Source organism: Streptomyces sp. NPDC034043, from assembly GCF_055575675.1.
The window spans coordinates 166018-181032 of record NZ_JBVISF010000008.1 but is presented as its reverse complement, the minus strand read 5'-3'; the positions used below and the strand labels follow the sequence as shown (position 1 = coordinate 181032).

At 73.8% G+C, this 15015-nt stretch carries 12 protein-coding genes; 5 read left to right on the top strand and 7 right to left on the bottom strand.

Annotation, left to right across the window (positions count from 1 at the left end):
- The first annotated feature begins 201 nt into the window (after positions 1-201).
- The gene (locus ACZ51S_RS20930; RefSeq protein ID WP_468477222.1) at positions 202-1581 is read left to right on the top strand and encodes an aminotransferase class V-fold PLP-dependent enzyme; all 1380 of its coding nucleotides are present in this window, start codon (positions 202-204) and stop codon (positions 1579-1581) included.
- Positions 1582-2982: 1401 nt separating this feature from the next.
- On the opposite strand, the gene ACZ51S_RS20925 is transcribed toward ACZ51S_RS20930, so the two are convergent.
- Entirely contained in the window at positions 2983-3960 is a 978-nt protein-coding gene (locus tag ACZ51S_RS20925) for a carbohydrate kinase family protein (RefSeq protein WP_467893286.1), read from the bottom strand.
- 131 nt (positions 3961-4091) lie between these two features.
- Here ACZ51S_RS20925 and ACZ51S_RS20920 point away from each other — a divergent pair, with 131 nt between their 5' ends.
- Both ACZ51S_RS20920 and ACZ51S_RS20915 read left to right on the top strand, forming a co-directional pair.
- Positions 4092-4307, top strand: coding sequence for a hypothetical protein (locus ACZ51S_RS20920; RefSeq protein ID WP_467893285.1), 216 nt, complete (start codon positions 4092-4094; stop codon positions 4305-4307).
- 79 nt (positions 4308-4386) lie between these two features.
- Positions 4387-5829: a hypothetical protein gene (locus ACZ51S_RS20915; RefSeq protein WP_468802179.1), complete on the top strand. Its 1443-nt coding sequence runs from the start codon at positions 4387-4389 to the stop codon at positions 5827-5829.
- Between the two features lie 99 nt (positions 5830-5928).
- Here the strand turns inward: ACZ51S_RS20915 and ACZ51S_RS20910 are convergent, their stop codons facing one another.
- Complete coding sequence (locus ACZ51S_RS20910) at positions 5929-6285, bottom strand: HesB/IscA family protein (RefSeq protein ID WP_030029080.1); 357 nt, start codon at positions 6283-6285, stop codon at positions 5929-5931.
- 340 nt (positions 6286-6625) lie between these two features.
- Here ACZ51S_RS20910 and nadA point away from each other — a divergent pair, with 340 nt between their 5' ends.
- Positions 6626-7804, top strand: coding sequence for a quinolinate synthase NadA (gene nadA, locus ACZ51S_RS20905; protein WP_388935647.1), 1179 nt, complete (start codon positions 6626-6628; stop codon positions 7802-7804).
- A 130-nt stretch (positions 7805-7934) separates the two neighbouring features.
- Here nadA and ACZ51S_RS20900 read toward each other — a convergent pair whose 3' ends face one another.
- The 3 genes from ACZ51S_RS20900 to cobS all read right to left on the bottom strand — a co-directional run bounded on the left by ACZ51S_RS20900 (position 7935) and on the right by cobS (position 12792).
- Positions 7935-11054 (bottom strand): efflux RND transporter permease subunit, encoded by a 3120-nt coding sequence (locus ACZ51S_RS20900; RefSeq protein WP_468961666.1) that lies wholly within the window; start codon positions 11052-11054, stop codon positions 7935-7937.
- A 143-nt stretch (positions 11055-11197) separates the two neighbouring features.
- The gene (locus tag ACZ51S_RS20895) at positions 11198-11911 is read right to left on the bottom strand and encodes a response regulator (RefSeq protein ID WP_388935650.1); all 714 of its coding nucleotides are present in this window, start codon (positions 11909-11911) and stop codon (positions 11198-11200) included.
- Positions 11912-11970: 59 nt separating this feature from the next.
- A complete protein-coding gene (cobS, locus tag ACZ51S_RS20890; protein ID WP_468802181.1) occupies positions 11971-12792 on the bottom strand; it encodes an adenosylcobinamide-GDP ribazoletransferase in 822 nt (273 codons plus the stop codon).
- A gap of 70 nt (positions 12793-12862) precedes the next feature.
- Here cobS and ACZ51S_RS20885 point away from each other — a divergent pair, with 70 nt between their 5' ends.
- On the top strand, positions 12863-13639 hold the full coding sequence (locus ACZ51S_RS20885; protein ID WP_468477228.1) for a hypothetical protein: 777 nt from the start codon (positions 12863-12865) through the stop codon (positions 13637-13639).
- 63 nt (positions 13640-13702) lie between these two features.
- Here ACZ51S_RS20885 and pspAA read toward each other — a convergent pair whose 3' ends face one another.
- Both pspAA and ACZ51S_RS20875 read right to left on the bottom strand, forming a co-directional pair.
- Positions 13703-13981, bottom strand: coding sequence for a PspA-associated protein PspAA (pspAA, locus tag ACZ51S_RS20880; RefSeq protein WP_468477229.1), 279 nt, complete (start codon positions 13979-13981; stop codon positions 13703-13705).
- Between the two features lie 14 nt (positions 13982-13995).
- Positions 13996-14790: a PspA/IM30 family protein gene (locus ACZ51S_RS20875; RefSeq protein WP_388935662.1), complete on the bottom strand. Its 795-nt coding sequence runs from the start codon at positions 14788-14790 to the stop codon at positions 13996-13998.
- Positions 14791-15015: the final 225 nt, after the last annotated feature.

Below are 15015 nucleotides of genomic sequence, written 5' to 3'. Positions count from 1 at the left end.
ACCCTACTGGACGCTATTTGGGGTCGCGCGGGGAGGGTGCCCAACGCGCCGCTACTGCCCCCGAAGGGATGGATCCGCCGTACGGGGGACCGGCCTTCCGGTCCCGAAGGGCGGGCCGGGGACGCCATCTGACGGTCCCTGAAGCGGGTGCCCGCGGGGCGTGCTCCGGCCCGGCCGGCGGCCACCCTCTACCGTGGCCGGATGCCGTACTTCGACACCGCCTCCGCCGCCCCCCTCCATCCCGTGGCCCGGCAGGCCCTGCACGCCGCCCTGGACGAGGGCTGGGCGGACCCCGCCCGGCTGTACCGGGAGGGCAGGCGGGCCAGGCTGCTGCTGGACGCGGCGCGCGAGGCCGCGGCCGAGGCGGTGGGGTGCCGCGCCGACGAGCTCGTATTCACTCCTTCGGGAACGCACGCGGTTCACACGGGCATGGCGGGGGTGCTCGCGGGGCGCCGGCGCGTAGGCGGCCATCTGGTCGTGTCGGCGGTGGAGCACAGTTCCGTACTCCATGCGGCGGACGCGCACGCGGCGGCCGGGGGCACGGTGACGGAGGTTCCCGTGGACCGGCTCGGCGCGGTGTCGCCCGATGGATACGCGTCCGTGCTGGGCTCGACCACGGCTCTGGCGTGTCTCCAGTCGGCCAACCACGAGGTGGGCACGGTCCAGCCGGTGGCCGAGGTGGCCGAGGTCTGCGGGGCCGCCGGGGTGCCGCTGCTGGTGGACGCCGCCCAGTCCCTGGGCTGGGGCCGGGTGGAGGGCGCGTGGTCCGTCCTCGCGGCCAGCGCCCACAAGTGGGGCGGCCCGCCCGGGGTGGGACTGCTGGCGGTGCGCAAGGGGGTCCGCTTCTCCCCCCAAGGCCCCGCCGACGAGAGGGAGTCCGGCCGCTCCCCCGGCTTCGCCAACCTGCCCGCCATCGTCGCGGCCGCGGCCTCGCTGCGCGCGGTGCGGGCGGAGGCGGACGCGGAGGCCGCGCGGCTGCGGGTCCTGGTGGACCGGCTGCGGCGGCGGGTGGTCCGGCTGGTGCCGGACGTGGAGGTGGTCGGTGACGCCGACCGGCGCCTGCCCCACCTGGTCACCTTCTCCTGCCTGTACGCCGACGGCGAGACCCTGCTGCACGAGCTGGACCGCGCCGGCTACTCCGTCTCCTCGGGCTCGTCCTGCACCAGCTCCACGCTGACCCCCAGTCACGTGCTGCGGGCGATGGGGGTGCTGTCGGAGGGGAACGTACGGGTCTCCCTGCCGCCGGGCACCACCGCCGAGGAGGTCAACGGCTTCCTGGAGGTGCTGCCGGGCGCGGTGGCGGGCGTACGGGAGAAGCTCGGAGTCTCGGAACCGGCCCCGGTGGCGCCGGTGGCCGACGCCGTGGAGGTCGACGCGCTGGGGCTGCGCTGCCCGCAGCCGGTGATCGAGCTGGCCCGGGCCATCACCACGGTCCCGGTCGGCGGCACCGTCACGGTCGTCTCGGACGACGAGGTGGCCCGCCTGGACATCCCGGCGTGGTGCGCGATGCGCGGCCACACCTACCTGGGCGAAACCCCCCGCGGACCGGCCGCCGCGTACCGGATCCGCCGCGAGGCCTGACCCCGCGCCGGGGCGGGGCGGGGCGGGGCGGCGTACCGCTTGCCCCCCCCTCACACCCGGGTGACTCACACCCCCCCCCGCGCCCCTTGCCCGGGACCCGGCCGCCGGCTGCGCCCACCGGTGGGCGATGCGGGGGGGGCGGCCCGGTGGGGGTCGGGCTCAGCCCGAGGGGTCGGACGCAGCCCGGGGGGTCGGGGCCCGGCGGGGTCCGGGGCGGAGATGCAGGTCCGAGCGCAGCGCCCGGGGCTGGGGCGGAGCCGAGGGTCCGGGTACGCCCCAGGGGTCCGGGCGCAGCCCGGGGTCGGGCGCAGCCCGGGGGTCGGGCACAGCCCGGGTCGGGCACAGCCCGGGGGTCGGGCACAGCCCGGGGGTCGGGCACAGCCCGGGTCGGGCACAGCCCGGGGGTCGGGCACAGCCCGGGTCGGGCACAGCCCGGGGGGTCGGGCACAGCCCGGGTCGGGCACAGCCCGGGGGGTCGGGCACAGCCCGGGTCGGGCACAGCCCGGGGGGTCGGGCACAGCCCGGGGGGTCGGGCACAGCCCGGGGGGTCGGGCACAGCCCGGGGGGTCGGGCACAGCCCGGGGGTCGGGCACAGCCCGGGGGGTCGGGCACAGCCCGGGTCGGGCGCAGCCCGGGGGGGCGGGCGCAGCCCGGGGGGGCGGGCGCAGCCCGGGTCGGGCGCAGCCCGGGGGGTCAGGCACAGCCCGGGTCGGGCACAGCCCGGGGGGTCAGGCACAGCCCGGGTCGGGCACAGCCCGGGGGGTCGGGCACAGCCCGGGTCGGGCGCAGCCCGGGGGCGGGGCCCGGCGGGGTCCGGGGCGGAGATGCAGGTCCGAGCGCAGCGCCCGTGGCTGGGGCGGAGCCGAGGGTCCGGGGCACAGCCCCGAGGTCCGGGTATGCCCCGGGGGTCCGGGCGGAAGCCCGGGGGCAGGGGCCGGCGGGGTCCGGGGCGGAGCCCCGGGGAACGGGCGAAGGGCGGGTCGGGGAGCCACGCCCCTCGCAGCGGCGACCCCGCACCCAACAGCGCCCCGACCGGGACCCGGCCGCCGGCAGCGATGCGCGGGGAACGCGGCCCTGGGGGCCCCGGCAGACCCCGGCGATCCGGGGCAGCCCGAGGGTTTGGGCGCAGCTCTGGGCCGGCGCATACCTCTCGGGACCGGGGGCTCGGCCCCGGTCGGGACCGGGGCGCCCGGGTCGGACTCCGGCGGGTCCGGGGCGGAGCCCCGGGGCGGAGGCTGGCGGGGGCAGGGGCGGAGGTCCGGGGAACGGGCGAAGGGCGGGCCGGGGAGCCACGCCCCGCGCAGCGGCGCCCCCGCGACCGCCGCCGGCGGACGGGGTCCGGCGCGGCGGCGCGAAGCCGGGGAGGCGCCCCGGCACCGAGCCGCGCGCGGCGGCGGCGCGTCAGGAAGGCAGGTGCGCCCGGACCTCGGCGGCGGCCTCTTCGCCGTACGCCTTCGTGAAGCGCTCCATGAAGTGGGCGCGGGCCAGCGTGTACTCCTGGGTGCCCAGGGTCTCGATCACCAGGGTGGCCAGCATGCAGCCGATCTGCGCGGACCGCTCCAGGCCGACGCCCCAGCCGAGCCCCGTCAGGAAGCCCGCGCGGAACGCGTCGCCGACGCCGGTCGGGTCGACCTTCGCCGTCTCCTCCGGGCAGCCGACCAGGATCGGTTCCTGCCCGACCCGCTCGATGCGCACGCCCTGCGCGCCGAGGGTGGTGACGCGGGTGCCGACCTTGGCGAGGATCTCCTCGTCGGTCCAGCCGGACTTCGACTCGATGAGGCCCTTCTCGTACTCGTTCGAGAAGAGGTACGTCGCGCCCTCCATCAGGGTGCGGATGTTCTCGCCGTCCATGCGGGCGATCTGCTGCGAGAAGTCCGCCGCGAAGGGGATCCCGCGCGTGCGGCACTCCTCCGTGTGGCGGAGCATCGCCTCGGGGTCGTCGGCGCCGATGAGGACGAGGTCGAGCCCGCCCACGCGGTCGGCGACGGCCTTGAGCTCGATCTGGCGGGCCTCGCTCATGGCGCCCGTGTAGAAGGAGCCGATCTGGTTGTGGTCGGCGTCCGTGGTGCAGACGAAGCGCGCGGTGTGCAGCACCTCCGAGATGCGGACGGACTCGGTGTCGACGCCGTGCCGGTCCAGCCACGCGCGGTACTCGTCGAAGTCGGAGCCGGCCGCGCCGACGAGGATCGGGCGGCTGCCGAGCTGGCCCATGCCGAAGCAGATGTTCGGGCCGACGCCGCCCCGCCGGACGTCGAGGTTGTCGACGAGGAAGGAGAGGGAGACCGTGTGGAGCTGGTCGGCGACGAACTGGTCGGCGAAGCGGCCCGGGAAGGTCATGAGGTGGTCGGTGGCGATGGAGCCGGTGACTGCGATGCGCACGGCGTGGATGCTCCTGCGGAGGACGGCGGGTGACAATCAAAACTACCCGGTCCGCGCCCCCGGGCCGACCCGCCGAAACTACCCCGTAGTAGGACTTCCTTCGCCCATGACGGCGACCTTACGGTGCCCCCATGACCTATACCGATGGCTTCGGGTACACGGACCACGCCTCCGAGGCGCGGCCCGGCTTCGCACGGCTGCTCGGCGACTGCGCCCGGATGGCCCCGCACTGGGCCGTGGAACGGGAGCCCCGGCCGGTCCGTGTGGCGCCCTCCCAGATCCACGGGGTTGCCGTCCCGCCCTCCTCGGCCCGGCTGATCGCCTCCACCGCCGCGTACGGCGACTAGCGGATCCGAGGGAACCGGTTTCGCGGCCGTCGCGTCCCACCCGCATCACGTACGGCGGGACACGCTAAGGAGCGATGCGGTGACCAGCGAACAACCCGACACATCACACGCCACACGACGGCGGCCCGCCTGGGCCATCGGCTCGATCGCGGCCGCCGTCCTGCTGGCCGGCGGTGGTACGGCGTACTGGGCGTCGACGGCGCACGGCGACGCCTCCGGCGGCGGCCGTACGAGTGACAGCGCGGCCGTCGCGCCGCGCGCGGCCGGGTCCCCGCCTGGGCCCGGCATCGCCCCCGGGGAGCCGGACCCGGCCGGGGGGCCGGTGACGTACCGGGCCGACGTGAAGCTGCCCGACGGGCCGGGTACCGCGCCCTCCTTCGCCGCGTCCGGGGAGGTCACCTCCGACGAGGTGGCCCGGCTCGCGAAGTCCCTCGGCCTGTCCGGCGCGCCCCGGCCGGCCGGCGACTCCTGGCAGGCCGGTGAGACGGCCGACGGTTCCGGGCCCCGGCTCACGGTGACCCGCAAGGCCCCGGGCACCTGGTCCTTCGCCCGCTATCAGGGCGGCGGCCTGGGCGAGCCCGGCAGCGCCGGCGACGACTGCGTCCGCGGCAAGGACACCTGCGGCCCGGCCACCCTCCCCCAGGAGGGCACCGGCGGCGCGAAGCCGGTCTCCGAGCAGGCCGCGAAGGCCGCCGCGGCCCCGGTGCTCGCGGCCGCCGGGCAGTCCGACGCCAAGGTGGACGCCCGGCTCATCCAGGGTTCGGTCCGGGTGGTGATCGCCGACCCGGTGGTGGGCGGCCTCCCGACCCAGGGCTGGTCCAGCAGGATCAGCGTCGGGGCCGACGGCGCGGTGGTGGCGGGCAGCGGGGAGCTGAAGGCTCCGGTGCGCGCGGCCGAGCAGCCGGTGGTCGGGGCCGCCGAGGCCCTGGAGCGCCTCAACGCGGCGGCCAAGGGCGGCGGCGACGGCACCGGCCCGGGTCCCAGCGGCTGCGCGACCACGGTGCCGCTGACCCCGGACACCCCGACGGGCGCGACGGACACCCTGCCCTGCAACCCGGAGCCGCGCCCGATGAAGCCGCCGCGGACCGAGAGCGTGCGGGGGGCCGTACTGGGGCTGGTCGCGGGGACGGTGGACGGCGGGCGGGGCCTCGTACCGGCCTGGCTGTTCGAGGTGGCGGGCTCGCAGGGCAAGCCGGGCCGCACGGTGGTCCAGCCGGCGGCGGCGGGCGACGCCGGCACCCCGGTGCCTCCGAAGCCGCACACCGTGCCCGGGTTCTCGTACGCCCAGGCCGACCGGACGCTGACCGTGAACTTCTGGGGCGGGGTGTGCAGCACCTACACCCTGGAGGCGCGGGAGGAGGCGGCTTCGGTCATCGTGAAGATCACGGACACCCCGCACAAGCCGGGCCAGGCCTGCATCATGCTCGCGCAGGAGATGACCCTGACGGCGACGCTCCAGCAGCCGCTCGGCGACCGCAAGGTGGTCGACGCCACCTCGGGCAAGCCGCTCCCCCGCCAGTAGGCGCGGGCACGGGAAACACGGAGGGCCTGGGCCCGGTCGTCTCCGACCGGGCCCAGGCCCTTCGCCGTGGAGGCGAGCCGCACGGGCTCGCCGTACGGCTTAGCTGAACGAGTCGCCGCAGGCGCAGGAGCCGGTGGCGTTCGGGTTGTCGATCGTGAAGCCCTGCTTCTCGATGGTGTCGACGAAGTCGATGGAGGCGCCGCCCAGGTACGGGGCGCTCATGCGGTCGGTGACGACCTTGACGCCGTCGAAGTCCTTGACGACGTCGCCGTCGAGGGAGCGCTCGTCGAAGAAGAGCTGGTAACGCAGGCCGGAGCAGCCGCCGGGCTGGACGGCGACGCGGAGCGCGAGGTCATCGCGGCCCTCCTGCTCCAGCAGGGTGCGGACCTTCTCGGCGGCGGCGTCGGACAGGAGGATGCCGTCGCTCACGGTGGTCTTGTCGTCCTGTACGGACATCTGCATTCACTCCCGAAGTGGGCGGCTCCCCGCCGGTGGCTGGGGAAACGTCGGACTCTTGCCGTCGGTGGCAACCAGCGGGACCGCGGTTTCATTCCGGGCCCGGCGCCTCGTTTTCTCAATTCATGCTCGCACACCTCGGCGGGGCGGTGGACCCCGCGACGAGGACCGGTGGAGAGGCGGGCCCCGGCAAGGGGCGAATGCGTCACATCGACACTATCGGCATCGTCAAAGTGACGTGAAGCAGTTATGATAGATAGCGTCAAATAGACGAGAAGTGGCGTACCAAGCCCCCCACAGTCCCAGAAATCCTTGTCGCAGAACAGAAAGGGTGCGTGTCGTGACCACCGCCCAGCCTTTGGACGTCCAGCCGACGCCCCTTGCCCTGCTGCTGCTCGGCCGTGAGGCCGACCCCAAGAGCGAGCGGGGAGTGGAGTGCCCCGGCGACCTCCCCTCGCCGTCCGACCCGGACCTGGTGGCCCGGGCCCGCGCCGCCAAGGAGAAGCTGGGCGACAAGGTCTTCATCCTCGGCCACCACTACCAGCGCGACGAGGTGATCGAGTTCGCCGACGTCACCGGCGACTCCTTCAAGCTGGCCAAGGACGCGGCCGCCAAGCCGGAGGCCGAGTACATCGTCTTCTGCGGCGTGCACTTCATGGCCGAGTCCGCGGACATCCTGACCTCGGACGACCAGAAGGTCGTCCTGCCGGACCTCGCGGCCGGCTGCTCGATGGCCGACATGGCCACCGCCGAGCAGGTCGCGGAGTGCTGGGACGTGCTGACCGAGGCCGGTATCGCCGGCACGACGGTCCCCGTCTCGTACATGAACTCCTCCGCCGACATCAAGGCCTTCACCGGCAAGCACGGCGGCACGATCTGCACCTCGTCCAACGCGAAGAAGGCCCTGGAGTGGGCCTTCGAGCAGGGCGAGAAGGTGCTCTTCCTCCCGGACCAGCACCTGGGCCGCAACACCGCGGTCCGCGACATGGGCATGTCGCTGGACGACTGCGTGCTCTACAACCCGCACAAGCCGAACGGCGGCCTGACCGCCGAGCAGCTGCGCGACGCCAAGATGATCCTGTGGCGCGGCCACTGCTCGGTCCACGGCCGGTTCTCGGTGGACTCGGTGAACGACGTGCGCGAGCGCATCCCGGGCGTGAACGTCCTGGTCCACCCCGAGTGCAAGCACGAGGTCGTCGCCGCCGCCGACTACGTCGGTTCGACGGAGTACATCATCAAGAAGCTGGAGGCGGCCCCGGCCGGCTCCAAGTGGGCCATCGGCACCGAGCTGAACCTGGTCCGCCGTCTGGCGAACCGTTTCGCTCCGGAGGGCAAGGAGGTCGTCTTCCTGGACAAGACGGTCTGCTTCTGCTCGACGATGAACCGCATCGACCTGCCGCACCTGGTGTGGACCCTGGAGTCCCTGGCCGAGGGCAACCTGGTCAACCAGATCCAGGTCGACAAGGAGACGGAGAGCTTCGCGAAGCTCGCGCTGGAGCGGATGCTGGCGCTCCCGTAGCGGTGGCCCGTACGCGTCCCGAGGGCGCCCGGCACCTGCCGGGCGCCCTCGGCGTTTCTTCCCCCGCCCCACGGAGGCCCCCCGCCGCCGTGACCGTACGGCGGCAGGGGGCCCCGCGGTGCGGCCGGGGTCAGGTCTTGGCCGGGGTTTCGGGCGTGGGTGAGGGGACCACCGTCAGGCGGGCTCGCTTCATCGCGCGGCGGCGCTCCTTGCGGAGTTCCACCATCGTGTAGAGGGTCGGCACCAGGAGCAGGGTCAGCAGGGTCGAGCTGACCAGGCCGCCGATCACGACCACCGCGAGCGGCTGCGAGATGAAGCCGCCCTCGCCGGTGACGCCCAGCGCCATGGGCAGCAGGGCGAAGATCGTCGCCAGGGCCGTCATCAGGATCGGGCGCAGCCGGTGCCGGCCGCCCTCGACGACCGCTTCGACGACGCCCAGGCCCCGCGCCCGGTACTGGTTGACCAGGTCGATCAGGACGATCGCGTTGGTCACGACGATGCCGATGAGCATCAGCATGCCGATCATCGCGGGGACGCCCATCGGGGTGCCGGTGACGATGAGCAGGCCCAGCGCTCCGGTGGCCGCGAAGGGGATGGAGACGAGCAGGATCAGCGGCTGGACCAGCGAGCGGAAGGTCGCGACCAGCAGCATGAACACGATCGCGATGGCGGCGAACATGGCCAGGCCCAGCGAGGCGAAGGCCTCGTCCTGGTCCTCGGAGACGCCGCCGATGGACGCCGTGGCCCCCTCGGGCAGGTCGAGGGCCTTCAGCTTGCTCTGGAGGGCGGCGCTGACCGCGCCCGTGTTGTCGCCGACCGGCTTGGCGGTGATGGTGGCGGCGCGGGCGCCGTCGATCCGGGTCATCGCGACCGGGCCGGGGACGACCTTCACCTCGGCGATGTCGCCGAGCCTGGCCGGGCCGACCGGCAGGGCCTGGAGCTCGGCCAGGGTGGTGGCCGGCTGCGCGGAGCGCACGACGACGTCCCGTTCGGTGTTGTCCAGTACGGCCTTGCCCACCGGGTTGCCGCGGACGGCCTGTGCGACGAGCGCGCCCAGGGCGGCCTGGTTCAGGCCCGCCTCGGCGGTCTTCGGGGTGGCGGTGACCGAGATCCGGGGCACCGACTGGGCCAGGTCGCTCTGGACGTCGGTGACGTCGTCGAGGGTGGCCACCCCGGCCCGGACCTGTTCGGCGGCCTTCGCGAGCACGCCCGCGTCACCGGCCTTGACGACCACGCTCAGGTTCTGGCCGCCGAAGCCGCCGCCCGCCGAGACGGAGGTGTCGCCGATGCCCTCGAGCTTGCCGAGCGCGTCCTGGATCCGCTGCTTGACGGCGTCGGAGCGGCCCGCGTCGTCCAGGGTGACCTGGAAGGAGGCCTGGTTGGTGCCCGTGCCGCCGCCGAAGGCGGCGAGGAAGCCGGAGGAGCCGACGGTGACCTGGTGGTCCTTGACGCCCTCGACGGACTCCAGGGCCTTCTCCACCTTGCGGCTCGCCTCGTCGGACGCGGCCAGCGAGGTGCCGGCGGGCAGCTGCTGCTTCACCGTCAGGACGTCCTGGTCACCCTGGTCGAAGAAGTTGGTCTTCAGCAGCGGGGTCATCCCGAACGTGGCGACGAGGACGACGGCGGCGATCGCCACGCTCGTCAGCCTGCGGCGGGTGGCGAAGCCCAGGACCCGTACGTAGAGGCGCTGGAGGCGGCTGTTCGCCTCCTTCTCCTCGGCCTCGCGGCGGGCCTTCGCGGCGCTCTCGGCGTTCTGCGGCGTGACCCCCTTCGGACCGCGCAGGAACCAGTACGACAGCACCGGGACGACCGTCAGGGACACCAGCAGCGAGGCCAGCAGGGCGGCGGTCACGGTGAGCGAGAAGGAGCCGAAGAGCTCGCCGATCATGCCGCCGACGAGGCCGATCGGCAGGAAGACGGCGACGGTGGTGAGCGTGGAGGAGGTGACCGCGCCGGCCACCTCCTTGACGGCGGTGGTGATCGCGGCCTCGCGCTCCTCGCCGTAGCCGAGGTGGCGCTTGATGTTCTCCAGGACCACGATCGAGTCGTCGACGACCCGGCCGATGGCGATGGTGAGGGCGCCCAGCGTCAGCATGTTGAGGGACAGGTCGCGCGTCCACAGCACGATCAGGGCGAGGACCACGGACAGCGGGATGGAGACCGCGGTGACCAGCGTCGAGCGGATCGAGGCCAGGAAGACCAGGATCACGATGACGGCGAAGACGAGGCCGAGCAGGCCCTCGGTGGTCAGGCCCGAGATGGAGCGGGCGACGGCCGGGCCCTGGTCGCTGACGACGGTCAGCTCCGCGCCGGAGCCGAGCGTGGAGCGCAGCCCGGGCAGCTCGTCCTTGACGGCTTCGGAGATGGCGACGGCGCTGCCGTCCTTGTCCATGGTGAGGACGAGGGCGAGGCTGGGCTTGCCGTTGGTGCGGGTGATGGAGTCGGCGCGGGCCGGCTCCTGCTTGACGGCGGCCACGTCGTCGAGGCGGACGGCCGGCCCGCCGGGCCTCGCGGGCAGCCGGAGCTCTTCCAGCTGGGCGAGCGAGGTGTAGCCGGAGCCGACGCGGACGGTGCGGTTCTCGCCCCCCTCGTCGAAGGAGCCGGCGGGGACGGTCGTACCGCCCGCCCTGAGGCCTTCGGCGAGCGCGGCACCGTCGAGGCCGGCGGCGGCCAGCTTGGCGTTGTCGGGGGTGATGGTGACCTGGAGGTCGCGGACGCCGTCCACGCTGACCTGGCCGACGCCGTCGATGTCCTCCAGGACGGGGACGACGGAACGGTTCAGCTGGTCGGCCAGCGCCTGCTGGTCCTTGTCGGAGGTGACGGCGAGGACGACGGTCGGGATGTCGTCGGTGGAGCCGGCCACGACCTGCGGGTCCACCTCGGCGGGCAGCCGGACGCGGGCCCGGTTGACGGCCTGCTGGACGTCGGCGACGAGCTGCTCGGTGCCGCTGTCGCCGTAGTCGAAGGTGGCGCGGATGAGGGCGTTGCCCTCGCTGGCGGTCGAGGTGATGCCGGTGATGCCGTCGACGCCCTTGAGGGTGTTCTCGATCGGCTCGACGACCTGCTTCTCGACCACGTCGGGGGAGGCGCCCTGGTACGGCGCGAGCACGGAGACCATCGGCAGTTCGATGGAGGGCAGCAGCTGCTGCTTGAGCTGCGGGATGGCTATGGCGCCGAAGAGGAGGGCCACGATCGACACGAGGCCGACCAGCGCTCTCTGGGCCAGGCTGAAGCGGGACAGCCAGGACATGGATGGGATCTCTCTGCTGTGTCGTTCGCGAGGGGCCCTCAGCCTTTCGCACCGGGGGACGCCGCCGCGTCGCTCCCAGGTGCCGTCCTCATGTGCGGCATACCGCGTCCGCAGTAGGCCGCCCTGCCGCCGTCGGCCGGGGGTCAGTCGGCGCGCGGCCGGACCAGTCCCGATTCGTACGCGATGACCACCAATTGCGCCCGGTCGCGCGCCCCGAGCTTGGCCATGGCCCGGTTGACGTGGGTCTTCACCGTCAGCGGGCTGACCTCCAGCCGGGCGGCGATGCCGTCGTTGGACAGACCGCCGGCGACCAGTACGAGGACCTCGCGCTCGCGTCCGGTCAGCGCGGCGAGCCGTTCCGCGTGGGCGGATCCGGCGGCGGGGGCGTCGGAGTGACCGCCCTGGGCGAGGAAACTGGCGATGAGCCCTCTGGTGGCGGCCGGGGAGAGCAACGCCTCACCCGCGGCGGCGACCCGGATGGCGTTGAGGAGTTCCTCGGGCTCGGCGCCCTTGCCGAGGAAGCCGGAGGCTCCGGCGCGCAGGGCCGCGGCCACGTACTCGTCCACCTCGAAGGTGGTCAGCATGACCACGCGGACGTCCGACAGCTCCGGGTCGGCGCTGATCATGCGGGTGGCGGCGAGCCCGTCGGTGCCGGGCATCCGGATGTCCATGAGGACCACGTCGGCCCGGTGTTCCCGGGCGAGGGCGTAGGCCTGGGCTCCGTCCGAGGCCTCCCCGACGACCTCCATGTCGGGCTCGGAGTCGACGAGCACCCTGAACGCGCTGCGCAGCAGTGCCTGGTCGTCGGCGAGCAGGACTCGGATGCGGGCGGGGCCGGCGTCGGCGGGGTCTGTCATGGCGTCAGGGTAGGCGCCGGCCGCGGTCGCCCGGCCGGCGAGGTGGGCCGCAGGAGGGGTCAGCCGAGGGCGAGGGCCACCAGGGCGGTGGTCGCGGCGACTTCGCACAGGGCGCCGAAGACGTCCCCGGTGACCCCGCCGAAGCGGCTGACGCAGCGGCGCAGCAGGAGTTCGGCGGCGAGCAGGGCCGCGAGGACGGCCGCCGCGTGCTGGGCGGCGGCCGGCGGGCCCGCCGGGAGGGCGGCGAGGGCGGCGGCCACCACGACGGCGGCGGCCACCCCGGCGGCCGTCCGGTGCGGGACCACGCCGGCGACCGCCGCGCCGAGCCCCTCGGGGCGCGCGGCGGGGACTCCCCCGCGGGAGGCCAGGGTCATCGCGAGGCGGGCGGCGACGGCGGCGAGTACGGCGGCCAGCGCGCCCCGGATCCAGCTGTCGGCGTACGCGTTGGCCAGGGCGGCCACCTGGACCAGGAAGACGACGAGCAGGGAGATGACCCCGAAGGGGCCGATGTCGGACTGCTTCATGATCCGCAGGGCGTCCTCGGCGGGCTTGGCGCTGCCCAGCCCGTCGGCCGTGTCGGCCAGGCCGTCCAGGTGGAGCCCCCGGGTCAGCGCCGCCGGTACGGCGACGGTGACGGCCGCGGCGAGCAACGGGCCGCCGCCGAGGAGCAGCAGGAGCGTGCCGGGCACGGCGGCGAGCAGGCCGACGGCGAGGCCGGCGAGCGGGGCGCAGGCCATGCCGGTGCGGGCGGCGGGCCGGTCCCAGCGGGTGACGCGCGCGGGCAGGACGGTCAGCGTGCCGAGGGCGAAGCGGAGCCCGTCGGACAGGGAGGCGCGTTCCTGCGGCGGCGGGGGCAGTGGATCATCGGTCGAGTCTGTCATCGGCTCGAACGCTACCGGCATACGGTGACCGGTAAATTGCTCATTACGTGCCATACCGGGAGCTGGTGTCGTGGGTCACTGGTGGGAACGCAACATCATCGAGCCGGGCAAGCTCCCGCTGCTGCTGGCCCTGCTGTCCTTCGTGCTGTCGTTCCTGGTCACCCGGGTGATCACGAGGCTGATCCGGGCCGGCCGGGGCCCCTTCAAGAACATCACCCCGGGCGGGCTGCACGTCCACCACGTGGTGCCCGGCGTGGTGTTGGTGATCATCGGCGGGTTCGGCGCGGTCGGCAGCGGCGGGCACAGCTTCGGGGCGGGCCTGTCGGCGGTGCTCTTCGGGCTGGGGGCGGGCCTGGTGCTGGACGAGTTCGCGCTGATCCTGCACCTGGACGACGTCTACTGGAGCGAACAGGGCCGCAAGAGCGTGGAGATCGTGGTGCTGACGGCCGCGGTGGTGGCGCTGGTGCTGGGCGGCTTCCTGCCCTTCGGGGTCAACGAACTGTCGCCGGAGGAACGGCACAGCCGCGGGCTCGTCGTCATGAACACCGCCACCAACTTCTTCCTCGCCCTGATCGCCCTCTGGAAGGGGAAGCCGCGCACCGCGATATTCGGGCTGGTCATCCCCTTCGTGGCGCTGATCGGAGCGGTGCGCCTGGCCCGGCCCGGTTCCCCGTACGCCAAGCGCTTCTACGCGAAGCGCCCGCGGGCGCGGGCCAGGGCGGAGCTGCGGGCCTACCACCACGACCGGCGCTGGGCGCGGCCCCGGCGCAAGTTCGAGAACTTCATCAGCGGGCTCTCCGACCCGGAGAAGCACCCCGCCGACCCCCGCCCCCCGGAACGGCGGTGACGCGCGGGGCCCGCCCCTGTACGGGGGCGGGCCCCGCGCGGGGCCGGTGCGTCCGGGGGCGGCTCAGCCCGGGATGAGGCCGTCGTCGCTGAGCATCTGCCGCACCTCGTCGAGCGTGGCGTCGGGTGCCGGCAGGATCAGCTCGGAGGGCTCCAGCGCCTCGTCGGGCAGCGGGCTGCCGAGGTGCCGGACGGCGTCGAGCAGCGCGCCCAGCGTGCGCCGGAACCCCTCCTCGTCGCCGCCCTCCATCTCCTCGAGGAGCTCGTCGTCCAGCTTGTTCAGCTCGGCGAGGTGACTGTCGGCCAGGCTGACCTGGCCCTCCCCCATGATGCGGACAATCATGACGGGCCCCTGTCCTACTGCTTGTCGAACCGGTGCTGGCCCTGCTGCGGCTGCGCGGTGCCCGGGGCGCCGCCCTCGATGGCCTGCTGCTGGGCGGACGGGCCGCCGGCCAGCTCGGCCTTCATCCGCTGGAGCTCCAGCTCGACGTCGCTGCCGCCGGAGAGGCGGTCCAGCTCGGCCTGGATGTCGTCCTTGGAGCCGAGGCCGCTCTGGTCGTCCAGGGCGCCGGAGGCCAGCAGCTCGTCGATCGCGCCGGCGCGGGCCTGGAGCTGCGCGGTCTTGTCCTCGGCCCGCTGGATGGCCAGACCGACGTCGCTCATCTCCTCCGAGATGCCGGAGAAGGACTCCGCGATGCGGGTCTGCGCCTGGGCGGCCGTGTAGGTGGCCTTGATGGTCTCCTTCTTCGTACGGAAGGCGTCCACCTTGGCCTGGAGGCGCTGCGAGGCCAGCGTCAGCTTCTCCTCCTCGCCCTGGAGGGTCTGGTGCTGCACCTCCAGGTCGCTGACCTGCTGCTGGAGGGAGGCGCGGCGGGACAGGGCCTCGCGGGCCAGGTCCTCGCGGCCCAGGGCGAGGGCCTTGCGGCCCTGGTCCTCCAGCTTGGCGGACTGGCTCTGGAGCTGGTTCAGCTGCAGTTCCAGCCGCTTGCGGGAGGTCGCCACGTCGGCGACGCCGCGGCGCACCTTCTGGAGCAGCTCCAGCTGCTTCTGGTACGAGTAGTCGAGGGTCTCGCGCGGGTCCTCGGCCCGGTCCAGGGCCTTGTTCGCCTTCGCGCGGAAGATCATCCCCATACGCTTCATGACACCGCTCATGGGCTTCGCGCGCCCCCTTCTAGACGGACTGTGCTCCAGGTCACCGACAAGACCCACAGTACGGGCCCTGTCTCCATTACCGCACTGTTCGAGTACGGATGCGCTCCTCCTCCAGGACGAGTACCCCCGCCGCCGTGTCAGGCGTGAGGAGTAGGTGATCCCCGAGATCCGGCACCCGGGACCGCAAGAGGTGCGCACTCGGTAGACGCCCGCCGTTGCCGGATC

What these genes read in the sequence shown, in the direction of transcription:
- ACZ51S_RS20920 (WP_467893285.1), top strand. Translation starts at nt 4,092, where the DNA reads ATGACCTATACCGATGGCTTCGGGTACACGGACCACGCCTCCGAGGCG.
- ACZ51S_RS20900 (WP_468961666.1), bottom strand. Translation starts at nt 11,054, where the DNA reads ATGTCCTGGCTGTCCCGCTTCAGCCTGGCCCAGAGAGCGCTGGTCGGC.
- ACZ51S_RS20895 (WP_388935650.1), bottom strand. Translation starts at nt 11,911, where the DNA reads ATGACAGACCCCGCCGACGCCGGCCCCGCCCGCATCCGAGTCCTGCTC.
- pspAA (WP_468477229.1), bottom strand. Translation starts at nt 13,981, where the DNA reads ATGATTGTCCGCATCATGGGGGAGGGCCAGGTCAGCCTGGCCGACAGT.
- ACZ51S_RS20930 (WP_468477222.1), top strand. Translation starts at nt 202, where the DNA reads ATGCCGTACTTCGACACCGCCTCCGCCGCCCCCCTCCATCCCGTGGCC.
- ACZ51S_RS20910 (WP_030029080.1), bottom strand. Translation starts at nt 6,285, where the DNA reads ATGTCCGTACAGGACGACAAGACCACCGTGAGCGACGGCATCCTCCTG.
- cobS (WP_468802181.1), bottom strand. Translation starts at nt 12,792, where the DNA reads ATGACAGACTCGACCGATGATCCACTGCCCCCGCCGCCGCAGGAACGC.
- ACZ51S_RS20875 (WP_388935662.1), bottom strand. Translation starts at nt 14,790, where the DNA reads ATGAGCGGTGTCATGAAGCGTATGGGGATGATCTTCCGCGCGAAGGCG.